The 12,356-nt window shown below is 32.1% G+C and carries 7 protein-coding genes; 1 reads left to right on the plus strand and 6 read right to left on the minus strand.

The genetic code is table 11. From position 1 onward, the window contains the following. Positions 1-36: 36 nt before the first annotated feature. From J1D01_RS14350 to J1D01_RS14365, 4 genes are all read right to left on the minus strand, one after another. On the minus strand, positions 37-4,950 hold the full coding sequence (locus J1D01_RS14350) for a choice-of-anchor L domain-containing protein (protein ID WP_421151303.1): 4,914 nt from the start codon (positions 4,948-4,950) through the stop codon (positions 37-39). Positions 4,951-5,095: 145 nt separating this feature from the next. Next, positions 5,096-7,816 carry a T9SS type B sorting domain-containing protein gene (locus J1D01_RS14355; RefSeq protein ID WP_421151304.1) on the minus strand — a complete coding sequence of 907 codons (2,721 nt, stop codon included), beginning with the start codon at positions 7,814-7,816 and terminating at the stop codon, positions 5,096-5,098. A gap of 35 nt (positions 7,817-7,851) precedes the next feature. Then, positions 7,852-8,676: an ABC transporter permease gene (locus tag J1D01_RS14360; protein ID WP_421151305.1), complete on the minus strand. Its 825-nt coding sequence runs from the start codon at positions 8,674-8,676 to the stop codon at positions 7,852-7,854. Between the two features lie 4 nt (positions 8,677-8,680). After that, positions 8,681-9,589 (minus strand): ABC transporter ATP-binding protein, encoded by a 909-nt coding sequence (locus tag J1D01_RS14365; RefSeq protein WP_421151306.1) that lies wholly within the window; start codon positions 9,587-9,589, stop codon positions 8,681-8,683. A 122-nt stretch (positions 9,590-9,711) separates the two neighbouring features. Between J1D01_RS14365 and J1D01_RS14370 the strand changes: the two genes are divergently transcribed. Continuing rightward, complete coding sequence (locus tag J1D01_RS14370; protein ID WP_372935666.1) at positions 9,712-10,773, plus strand: hypothetical protein; 1,062 nt, start codon at positions 9,712-9,714, stop codon at positions 10,771-10,773. A gap of 1 nt (position 10,774) precedes the next feature. Here J1D01_RS14370 and J1D01_RS14375 read toward each other — a convergent pair whose 3' ends face one another. Both J1D01_RS14375 and J1D01_RS14380 read right to left on the minus strand, forming a co-directional pair. Continuing rightward, positions 10,775-11,290, minus strand: coding sequence for an IS1096 element passenger TnpR family protein (locus J1D01_RS14375; protein ID WP_421151307.1), 516 nt, complete (start codon positions 11,288-11,290; stop codon positions 10,775-10,777). 36 nt (positions 11,291-11,326) lie between these two features. Then, positions 11,327-12,349, minus strand: coding sequence for a COX15/CtaA family protein (locus J1D01_RS14380; RefSeq protein ID WP_421151308.1), 1,023 nt, complete (start codon positions 12,347-12,349; stop codon positions 11,327-11,329). Positions 12,350-12,356: the final 7 nt, after the last annotated feature.

Genomic DNA, 12,356 nt, shown 5'->3' on the forward strand with positions numbered 1-12,356 from the left:
ATAAAATTAAGCTATTTCAGTAAAATAAAAAGCTTATTATCGTTTTAAGGCAAAATGACCTTTTACTTCAAAGGCTTTACCTTCTTGAATAACTTTTGCTACAAACCAATAATCGTCAGAAGGCATTTTTTTACCATTAAAAGTTCCATCCCATCCTGTAGCGTTGTCTGGTAATGTTTTAAGTAATTTGCCAAATCTATTGTAGATGTAAACTATAGTACCAGGTAATTCTTCTATACCAATAATATGCCATGTATCAAAATAGCCGTCATTATTGGGAGTGAAAAATTTAGGCGCATCTATAACAATTACTGTTTCAGAAACGTCTGTACAGCCATTTAAATCTCTAATAGTTACGGTATGCGGTCCTAAATATACGTTTTCAAAAATGTTTGAAGTTTGAGGTTCTCCGTCATCTAAAATATATACATAATTTCCAATACCACTTACATCTACCGTAATACTGTTTGGGTCTGCAAAATCTACGGTTGTGGTAAAGTTTATATCTGCTTCCTCAGATTCAATTACTGAGAAATTATGGGTGTATTCACAATCGTTTCCAACGGTATTAGGTGTAGTAACGGTTACCCAATAATCTCCAATTTCTGATGGGTCATTAAGAGTTATTTGAGGTGTTGTTGCGCCAGTAGACCAGAGATAGGTATCATTGGGGTTACCTGTATAGGCGTCAATTACCAATGGTAAATCGTTGAGACAAAGCGGTACTACATCATTAACAGGAACTACAGGAAGCGGATTTACTATGGTTGTAAAACTAGTAATGTCATAACATGTTGTGCTAGTATTTTCAATTCTGGCATAAATTATGTCTCCGTTAGATGCTGCGTGTAAATTGCCTAATGGGTTTGTTACATTTTCAGCATCGGTTAATTCATTATAGTAAGTAACTGTGTGTTGGTTAGGGTTTTGAGCTCCTAATATGGCATTTGTATTTGTTGATAGGGTGAATTCAAAAAATCCGTCGTAATCATCATCACAAGCAATTAAAGGCGGTGGTGTATTGGCTATTGGATTTTGATTTATTTGAAGTGTGAATGAAGTTACTATAGGGCAACCTGTTGTAATATTTGTAACTCTTACAAAAATTTCATGCATACTTGCAGAATAATTGAATGTATTTGCTACAGCTCCAGTATTATTTGTGGCGTCTGTTAATGAATTGTGATATGATATGTTTACTGTACTTGTGTCATCAACAATCATGTCATTAATTTGTGATAAATCGTAGGTATTGGTATCATTATCACAAATTTGAATGGTGCCTAGGTTATTTGTTTGAGGTGGTAAATTCACAATAAGCTCTAAATCTATAACACTAAAACAGCCTGTTAAAGTATTCCAAACTTTAATGTAAACCGTTTGGGTGTTTGAGTTAAAGTTAGTAGGGTCTGCAATGGCTAAACTGTTGTCCAAACCGTCATTTTGATTAATATCATCAAAATTTTCAAAATAATTTACCTCAAGATCATCTGTAATTCTGTCTAAAAATTGAAAATCAGCATCTTCTAAATTAAATGTAGTAAAGCCATCGTAATCGTCATCACAAGCAATTAAAGGAGCTGAAACTTCTGTAATATCTGGAGCTTCAATAATTATTATACCAAGAGGCTCTACTATATAACATAATGAATCTGAACTTTCTATTCTTATATAAATGGTTTGTGGGTCATTAATGTTGGTATATTGGTCTGCTAAAGGGTTAATGTTAGCATTGGCATCATCTTCGGTTTCATGAAATGATATATTTAAATTATCTGTTGAACCTTGAGATATTTCGGTTCTTTTGGCGTCTAAATCGAAGGTATGCACACCGTCATTAGAGGCATCATCACATACTAAAAAATCTACTATGGGGTTGTAAATGGGTTCTGGAGATACTTGTAAGGTTATTGATGATGTTGCATAACATGTGCCTGGTTCTGCGGTTATATTTTCAACCCGCACATAAATGGTTTGCGGGCTAGATGTATTTTGATATACATTGTTTTTATCAATAGCGTTGGTTAAATTACCAGATAGAGCATCGGTTTCATTTTCAAAATAATAAACTTCTTTACCTGTTTGGGTTCCTAAAATATCATCATCCATTTCTACTAATAAGAAATCTGTAACAGTTGTACCTGTAGCTTCACAAATTTGAAATTCCAAATCTGGTGGAATTATAGGTAAAGTATTTACAGTTATATCTATAGTATTTATATTATAACACCCAGAAACAGCACTTTCAAACCTTACAAAAATAGTTTGGGTTTCTGCATTAAAACTGTCTGGATTTAATATAGGGTTTGTGATTGTGTTAGCGTCATCTTCTGATGTAAAGAAATTAATATTTACTCCAGTTGTACTGGTAATCATTTCGGGAATTTTATCTTCAAGGTTTACGGTGTAAAAACCGTCTTGATCATCATCACAAATTATTATAGGTGTTGGTGTAGTAGTTCCAGGAGCTGTAATAATTTCAATCTCAAAAGAGTTTACGGTAGAGCAGCCAGAATCTTCATTCTGTATTCTAGCATAAAGGGTTTCAATTGAGTTTGAGTTAGTGTACGTGGTAGCGTAAAATGCCGGTAGTGCATTGTAATTATTTTCTGCGTCATTTTCATCACTAAAATAAGTTACTGTAAAATTTGGGTTTCCACCTGTAATTGTATCATCTAAAGCGTGTAAACCTATACTAATTGCACCATCATCATCTGTATCACAATAAGGAATTGGGTCAACAGATTCAAATAATAAAATAGGGTTTACTAATAGTGTAATTTCAGATTCTTCAATACAACCAGTTACTGTATCTTCCATTCTAATGTAAAGAACTGTAGGACTTACAGCTGGATAGGGGACTGTTTTATCAATGGCATTTACGTTGTTATCAATATCATCTTGGGTTTCGTAAAAGGTAACGTCTATAGGGTTTGGTAAATCATTAGCAATATAAGATTCAACGGTATATAAGTTGAAATTAAGGGTGTCATTATCATTATCATTAACATCACAAAGTGCATAATCTCCAGTATCTGTGCCTGTAAGTAAAAGGTTGGTATGAACTTCTAAAGGTACAAGAGTGGCACAACCTGTTACATCATCTTCAATTCTAACCACTAGGTTTCTTGACCCAGGTTCTGCAGCGGGGTTTGTGTACTCATAATTAGTGGGGTCTCCTATTGGGTTGCTTCCGGTTTGAGCATCATCAGTACTTTCATGAAAGGTAACGGTAACACCTGTTAAGCCATTTAAAATATCATTAATAACTTGGGTTAAATCAAATGAAGCATTTCCATCTTGATCAGAATCACAAGCATCTAAAAATTGGGTGTCTCTATTTACAATGGGGCTAGTGGTAACATTAACAGTTAAAGTTGTGGTATTTACGCAACCTGTATCTGTATTTAAAATTCTAACATAAACGGTATCTGTAGGAGTATTGGTGTTAACATACAAATCTGGTATGGCATTATCACCTGTTGATGCGTCTAACGGATTATAGTGGTAGGTTACAGCTAAATTTGGGGCGCCTCCAGTTATTTCATCGTCTTTTTCAGTAAGATCTATTACTGTAAAACCATCAGGAGTATCATCGCTATCACAAGCTTCTAGAGGCGAAGGCGGGGTAGCATCAGGTAATGGATTAACGATTAAATTGAAAACGGTGTAAGCAAAACAATTACTGTCTTGGTCTTGAATTCTAACATAAATGGGTTGCGGATTTGAAGTATTAGAAATAGGGGCGTTAATAGCACCAATATTACTTCTTGCATCAGCATCAGAATAATGATAGCTATATGTATAGTTTGTAAAAGGAATATTAGCTACTAACTCTGGGGTTTTTGTTGAAAGATCAAAAGTTTCAATGCCATCATTACTAGAGTCATCACATAATTCATAATCTGTTATGGGTTCAATATATTCTTCGGTATTGAGTGTTACGTTAATTTCGTCTTCTTCAACACAACTATTTGCACTTAAAGGTACAGTAACTTCTACTCTATAGGTTCCATTTTGAACCGCATTTAGTGTAGGATTAACTTCTGTAGGTAGTAAAGTGTTATTCAAATACCAAGCATATGATGCTAGCGGATTTTGCATATCGGCATCTAAAATTACAGAGCCTGCACAAGTTTCAATATCTTCTCCTAAGTCTAAAATTTCAAAACTATTACCTTCAATAAAAACGGCAGAATCATAGGTGCCGTCTCTTTGGTCTGCAATAATTAATTTAACATGATATTGAACATAAGGTTGAATGGTTTCAGAAGCGGTTAATACGGTTGTTCTACCATTGTAATTTGTGTCTCCTACATTATAAGCATCAAAATATTGATTGTTTTGAGCGCTACAAACTCCAAAAATTTCATTATGAATATTAACAGAGTTAACAGGTAAGTTGGTACCTGGTACAAGTGCCATGTTTTTGTAAGGATCACTAGTGCCTGCTTCTTTTATCAGGAAAACAAAATTGTCTGATATTTGACAAGGATTGATGTCATAATATTCTTCTGAAGCATATAAGTAATTAAATTGAAACTGACTAGAGATAGACACAAAATCAAACTCAATAGATGTGGCGTTTAGAGTGTTTGAAATTCCAAGAGCAGCCTCTATATCGGGGTCTGTTCCCCAAACGGTTGAGCCTTCGCTAAGTGTTGGTGTTCTAACACCATTACCTCCAGAATTAGCACTACCTGTAGATAACATGATACCGTTTTCAAAAGGGAAATTAGAGCTTCCTCTTTCAAAATAAGCATAACTAGGAAAACCAGTAGAGTTACCATTAACAGAAGAGGTTATATTAGAAATTTCTACACAACCATTAACTAAGTTGTTTTCAATAAGTTCTTCTACACCTACAGAACTATCTACAGAGATTTGTTGCGAGAACACCATACTGCTACTGCAGAAAATGACAATTAAGGATAGATATAAAAATCTCATAGCTGTAGGTTTTTTTCTCCGATTTTTTTAGGCTTATATTTCTGATTTTCAGTCAGTAATATTTTGTGGAAAAATATGTCTTTTTCAGATGAAACGCAAAATAAATCGGGTAAAATGCGGTTTTATTAGTTTTTTAGATGATAGGTTAATTTTTTAATGTGAAATGGTTTTTAAAAATTCTGCCATCTTCTAACTTAACATAAAACCAATAATCATCAGAAGGTAATTTTTTACCATTAAATAAGCCGTCCCATCCTTCGCTTAAAGGGCTTAATTCTTTAAGAAGCTTTCCGTACCTATCAAATATTTTAATTTTAGTGTTGGGATAAAACATACTAGAAACACCATAAAGCTGCCATGTATCATGATTTCCGTCGTTATTTGGTGTAAAGAATTTAGGGAAACCAATAACAGATATGTTTTCATTTATAGTACCACAATTGTTTTTAGTGTCTTTTATAGAAACAGTATAAAACCCAGGGGAAACATTTTCAAATACATTACTGTCTTGATACTCTCTATAAACTGTATTGTTTTCATTTAGCAACCTGTATTGATATTCTCCTTCTCCAGAGGCAAATACTGTTACCGTATTATTTTGTGATGCATCTTCAATTTCAAAGCCATCAATGGTGGCTATATTAGAAGGTTCAACTAATATAGTTCTAGTTTTAGAGCACATATTAGAGTTTGTAACTGTAACTACATATTCTTTTGCTTCGTTAATTTCTATAGTATAGGTGTTTTCTCCGGTAGACCAATTATAGCTATAATTTGCAGGATTATCGTTTACTAAACCGGCATTTATTGTAATAGTTGACGGGAAAAAATTAAGACAATATTGAGTAATTTCTTCTGTATTAATATCAGGAAGTTCAAAAACAGTTAAAGTTATTTCACTAATGCCATAACAATTATTGGCGTTTTCAACTCTTGCGTAAATGGTTTGGTTGTAGGGAGTAGTATTTTTGTAAGTTTCTAGAAGTTGGTTAGTTTCTAATAGGGCATCATCAAGCGTTTCAAAATAAGAAATTTCTAATCCAGAAGGGAGTCCATTAATTACATCTAAATTATAATCGGTTAAATTAAAATTGTAATAGCCATCTTCAACACCATCATCATCACAAACTTCAATTGTGATGTTATTAGAATTTGTTACACTTACTTCTAATGTGAGTTCAGAATAAGAAAAGCACCCTGTATTGTCATTAATAACTTCAACGTAAATGGTTTGTGGGTTAGTAGTATTTTGAAAAGAACTACCATTTACTTCTTGAGTTCTAGCGATATCAGTATAGAATTTAGTAGATAAATCCTGATTTCCTCCTGTTAAACTAATATTTGCTTCGTTTAAATTAAAAAGAGTAAGACCATCTTTTATTCCATCTTCATCACATTGAAGTATGGTGTGATTAATAGGTGTAGGGTTGGGGTTGTATAAAACAAAAGCATTTCCTTCAATAGCGCAATCTCCATTATTGGGATCTATGTAAACTTCATAATAACCACTTTGAGTAACGTCTAAATCATAATCGGCTTCAGATAAAACGGTTCCATCTAAACTCCAAGTATAAGATGCTCCTGATAAATTAGGAGCAGAAAGCGTGTAAGATTCACCATCGCATAAATCTAAATTTGTGGCACTTTCTCCATTATTTATTATATCTATTTGTTCATTAAAAAAAGAAGCTATAAAAGGAGGTAAGCCTTGTGATGAGGTATAGGGGCTTAAACTTACAGCATTGTGTTGATAGTTACATGCTATTCCAATATTATTAGGATTATTAATAACCCCAAGGTAAGGTAAACCAGCACTATAAGTAGCACTTAAAGCTCTGTAAATTTTTCCGTTAGGACCTAATTGTAAGCCACCTCTGTAAAGTGATCTGTCATCAAGAATTACTTGCGAGTTTTGAATGTTAGGAGCTGTTAAGTCAAATTGAGATAAAACAGATTTATGATTCTCAGGATTGTTATTGTTTTGATTACTATTAAAATCATTAAAGTCGTTATAGGCGTGTACATAAAGTAATTGGCTATTTGGAGAAAATTCTATTCCGTAAGGAAAAGGACTTTTAGAACTATCAATAGTTAATTCAAGCATATTAGTTGCTTGTCCGGTAAACGGATCAAAATCAAAAAGCTGAAGACCGTCTCCAATACTAGCACTAGCCATTTTTGTTCCATCAGGAGAAACCTTTAGGTAACCTCTTTTGTCTGAGATTGATAAAGAAGGAAAGTAAGATTTTACAGGTGTTGTACTAACACCTAGATTACTAACTTCAAAAGCATGAAATGTGTTATAGATATCTGAAGTGCCATTTTCTGAAGCCAAGGTAATTACCCATATAGATTTTGTAATACAATCTTTTAAGACAGCTGTTAGTTTTTCTGAACAAAGTTGTAGTAGATTAGTGTTTTTTTGAGTAACGCCACCAAGACCACCATCTAGTGTCATATCTACTACTGAATAATTGAAGCCATCATTTGTGTCATTTTCATAAATAATAGTATCAACAGTAAAAATATAGTAGATGTTTTCATCATCTGGTTTGGGAACAATTATTGCAGATTGTGTACTTGAATTATTACCAAAAAGTCCAGAGCCATTCATCATTATACTGTGGTTTTTGTTCCAAACAGTGGTTCCATCAGTATAAAATAGTAAATTTCCAGAATCATCAGATATTGATGAGCAACCTTCGTTTGTAGATAATTGCCCATTATTAAGAGTATTTATAGAGTTGTTGGTTAAATCAAATGCTATACCAGCTCCATAACCAAAATACCAATTTGATGCTTGTCTTTGAGAAAAAGCAAGCATACTAAATACACTCAATATGAGGGATAAAATTATTTTTTTCATTCTTCTTTAATAGCCAACCAAGACTATCAAAGGTATTATAAATCGCGCTTTTTTAATAATCTAAACGATAAAAAGATAAATAAGGCAGTCCAAGATAAAACTATAAGCATTTCATAGCCGTGTGCTCCGTAATCATAAGTTAAATCAACTTTATCAGGAAATTTTGTCATAGCAATTCTTTGGAATGGTTGGTCAATTAACTTATACATAGATTTTAATGGAAAGAAATTCTGAATTTTTTCGGCAATAGCAGCATTAAATTTCCAGGTTATTAAACCAAATATAATCCATTCAACAATGTATAAAATGAATAAAAAAGCCAAAGCAAAGGCAGATCGTTTTACTAACATACCAAAGAACAAGCATAAACTAAAAAAACCTATGAGTTTTATAAAATATGCTATTAAAAATTCTGTTTCTCTAAATATTATTGAAGCCTCATTATAACTTGAGTAATATAACCCAATACATAATGATATTAAGAATATTAATACGGTAGAAACCAAAGAAAAGAAAACAATAGTATAAAATTTAGAAAGGATGAATTCCTTTTTACTTAAACCATCTATCAGGTTTTGTTTTAAAGTTTTATTACTATATTCATTACCTATCATACTTACTACAACAATGGCAAAAAAGAATTTAAATTGAGAGGCGAAAAACGTTGTTAAATGCCATATAATAGGAAAGTTGAAGATTCCAAGTTCACCTAATTCAAGTGTAAAAAAACCAAAAACATTAATTTTTAAAGACGATAAAAGTATAACAAAGAATGGTAGAATAAACGAGACAAAAATGAGTATTTTACTTGTTCTATTAAGTAAAAGTTTTTGTAATTCTAAATTTAAAAGTCTTAGCATGATATTAAATTTGGTTGTTTTGGTTGTCGGTTAATTGCAAAAATTGTTCTTCTAAACTTTCTTTTCGTTGTACTAAATGGGTGAGAATAATACCGTTTTCAAAAAGGTATTTGTTAAAGTCTTCAGATTTCATAGGTTCTGTTAAAAAGGCAGTAATTACATCATCTTCAATTTTAATTTTTCCAAAAGAGTTATGGTTTACTAATAGTGTTTTTAACTTATCATTATTATTACACTTTAATTCAAAAAAGCCATGGCTAGAAATCATCTCATCAACTCTACCAGAATATAGTTTTTCGCCTTTGCGTAATACCACAACATGAGAGCAAACTTTTTCAACTTCATCCAATAAATGAGATGCCAACAAAATGGTTGTGCCTTTGGCAGCAATTTGTTTTATAATTTCTCTAATTTGATGAATTCCTTGGGGGTCTAAACCGTTTGTAGGTTCGTCTAAAATTAAAATTTCTGGATCGTTTAAAAGGGCAGATGCAATAGCTAAACGCTGTTTCATACCCAATGAAAACGTGCGGAATTTACTGTTTTTACGTTCTAAAAGACCAACAACTGCTAGTTTTTCGTCAATTTTACTGTAATCAATCCCTTTTATTTTACAAACTAGCTTTAAGTTTTGATAACCAGTCATGTAAGGGTAAAAATTTGGGCGCTCAATAATAGCTCCAACTTTTTTTAAGGCATCATGAGTAGAGATGTTTCCATCAAACCAATGAAAGTTTCCAGATGTTCTATTAACTACATTTAAAACAATACCTAAGGTGGTAGATTTACCACTTCCGTTAGGCCCTAAAATACCATAAACATTTCCTTTGTTTATAGTGAATGATAGGTTTTTTACAGCAGTTAAAGGCCCAAATTTTTTGGTAAGGTTGTTAATTGTTAAAATTGATTCCAAATTGTAACGATTTTGGTGTCAAAAATACATCTGACATTGGTTAGCTATATGGGTAAGACGAGCCTCTTCATATTTTGTTACAGTATAGTAATAAAACCTTTAAAATTGACTAATTTTACAGTATGAAAGATTTAAAAATATCTAAAAGAAAGCCTTCATACCCAATTTCTGAAAAGTTACATAAATATCTTGAAGAGTATAACAGACATGTAGAAATGCCAATTTTTTATGATGATTTGTTACGTTTTCAAGGAGCTATAGAAGTTTATGATGATGATGATAATGACACCCTTTGGATTAGAGTGTATTACAGTGAATTTGATAAACAAGAAATAGATTTATCTTTAAAGAAAGTATATGCCATTTTACATTCTGATGGTAATGAAGATATTTTTCCGTTTTTAAGTGTAGATGCTATAGATTATTGTACGTTTGGAAACTCTAAACCTTTTAGAATTAAGGTTAGAAATATTTTAAATGATAACTTCTCTTATTTTTATGTAAAAGTAGCCGATGCTTCTAGAATTTATGGTTTAGAGTTAGAGCATATGTTATCTCCTTATAACTTAAACTTTTTAATTAGCAATACTACTTTAATAGAAGAGCATATTGCGGGAATACCAGGTGATGTTTTTATAAAAGATATGTTACCAAGTTGTACTAGGCAAGAAAAATCACAAATAGCAAAAGAGTTTGTGAAATTTAATGAACGTTGTATGATAAGACTTTTAGGAGATATGCGTTCTTACAACTACGTTATAGTGCCAACCCACGATTTTGATCATGTGGTTTACAAGATTAGAGCTATAGATTTTGATCAACAATCTTACGAAGGAAAGTTTAATATTTACAGACCACAATTTTTTAAGGAGAATTTAGAAATGGTTACTTTGGTTTCTCAAACATTTCAAAAGTTGTCTATTGCACAATATAAAACAGAAGAACGTTCAATTTTAGTTAAGCGTTTAAAAAGTTATAATGATAGAATTACTTTGCTGTTAGCAAGTATGAAAGATGATACTATTTCTACCAAACAACATATTGAAATGCTTAGGAATGATATTTTTAAGTATTCTAAAGACGAAAAGTTTTTAAAATGTAATACTATGGGCGAAGTACTAAAATGTGGTTTAGAGTTCTTAACTACCAATTATGAGAATGTTAACCCGTTAAAAATAGGTTAGGTTAATTCCAGTTTTCATCAAAATCTAGATTATCGTAATCATTCACATCTAAATCGTCTTCAAATTCATTGAAAACATCATCATCTCCTTCTGCTTCAAACGAGCGTTCTGGAGCAGTGTCAGGAATTTGCCCATGAACATACATTAAATTGGGGTAGTCTGTGCTTTCTGCTTCTTCAACAATTTCAGCTAGTTCCACATAAAACGTCCACATACTTAAAAAGTCATAAATATATATAAGCTTTGGTTGTGCTTCATGAACCACATCATTGAGTTTAGTTTCATTCATTAAGCGCGCAGAACCATCATCACTTAAATCAAAAAGCGATATTTCTTCACCTTGATTCCATTGGTCATCGCTAATGTAAAACGAAGCCATTTCTGTTCCATCAAACCCAAAAGATTGGGTAATGATGTTGTGTAAATCTTCTAATGAATCACTTTCTCTAATTTCTAAATCACGGAAAACATCATCTTCTGTGTCATTATCAAGTATTACTCTAAATCTATAAATCATGATGAAAAATTATGTGGCAAAGTTAAACTATTTAGATTATTTGCTAAAGCGATGTAGTGTAAATGTCATGGCGGTTAATAAGAAAAATGCCCCAACTTGATGTGCTACTCCCAACCAAACGGGCACTTGTAAAATAATAGTTAAAACACCTAATAAAAACTGTATAGCAACCATTACTAATAGAGCATTAACACCCTTAGTTTGTAGTACAGTTAACTTGAGTTTTCTGGATTTTTCCCAAATTAAAAACATAAAAATCACTACAATATAGGCAAGCATTCTATGTACAAATTGTACTCCACTTTTGCCTTCAATAAAATTTTTATATAAGGGTTCATGTTCTAAATAAACAGTTGGGTGCATAAATTTACCCTCGCTCATCATGGGCCAATGGTTATGTATAAAACCAGCATCTAAGCCAGCAACAAAAGCGCCATAAATTATTTGTAATAATAAAATAGCAAGACTTAATCTAACAAAATTTCTAAACTTAATATTTACTGGTTTTTTGTTAGGAAAAGATATATCTAAAGCAACCCAATAGGTGTAAGCAAAGGTTATAAAAGCAGTAGTAAGGTGTGCAGCTAGCCTGTAATGGCTTACATCTGGGTTGTCAACAAGCCCACTTTTAACCATATACCAACCTAAAAATCCTTGAAAAGCCCCAAGGGCCATTAAAATAATAGATTTTTTAATGGTGGGTTTTGTTAGTTGTTTTGTAATTAAAAAATATAAGAACGGAATGAAAAATACAAGACCTATAAATCTGCCAATTACGCGGTGTAACCATTCCCAGAAATAAATGTCTTTAAAGTCTTGAAGTGTAAAATGGTTGTTAAGTTTTTGGTATTCTGGGTATTGTTTGTATAACTCAAAAGCTTCATGCCACTCTGCTTCATTCATTGGCGGAATAGTACCCGATATTAATTTGTAATTTGAAATTGATAAGCCAGAGTGCGTTAATCTTGTTATACCACCAACTACTACCATTATAAAAATGAGAAAACACCCTGTTAACAACCAGTAAATTACTTTTTTATTGTCTTTTGTTTTAGCCATTAGTACT

Origin of the sequence: Seonamhaeicola sp. NFXS20 (genome assembly GCF_049132085.1) — a bacterium.
Taxonomy (GTDB): domain Bacteria; phylum Bacteroidota; class Bacteroidia; order Flavobacteriales; family Flavobacteriaceae; genus Seonamhaeicola.

Bases quoted from the DNA above. Each gene is read 5' to 3' on its own strand.
- J1D01_RS14375 (WP_421151307.1), bottom strand. From the start codon at position 11,290: ATGATTTATAGATTTAGAGTAATACTTGATAATGACACAGAAGATGAT.
- J1D01_RS14350 (WP_421151303.1), bottom strand. From the start codon at position 4,950: ATGAGATTTTTATATCTATCCTTAATTGTCATTTTCTGCAGTAGCAGT.
- J1D01_RS14380 (WP_421151308.1), bottom strand. From the start codon at position 12,349: ATGGCTAAAACAAAAGACAATAAAAAAGTAATTTACTGGTTGTTAACA.
- J1D01_RS14360 (WP_421151305.1), bottom strand. From the start codon at position 8,676: ATGCTAAGACTTTTAAATTTAGAATTACAAAAACTTTTACTTAATAGA.
- J1D01_RS14370 (WP_372935666.1), top strand. From the start codon at position 9,712: ATGAAAGATTTAAAAATATCTAAAAGAAAGCCTTCATACCCAATTTCT.
- J1D01_RS14355 (WP_421151304.1), bottom strand. From the start codon at position 7,816: ATGAAAAAAATAATTTTATCCCTCATATTGAGTGTATTTAGTATGCTT.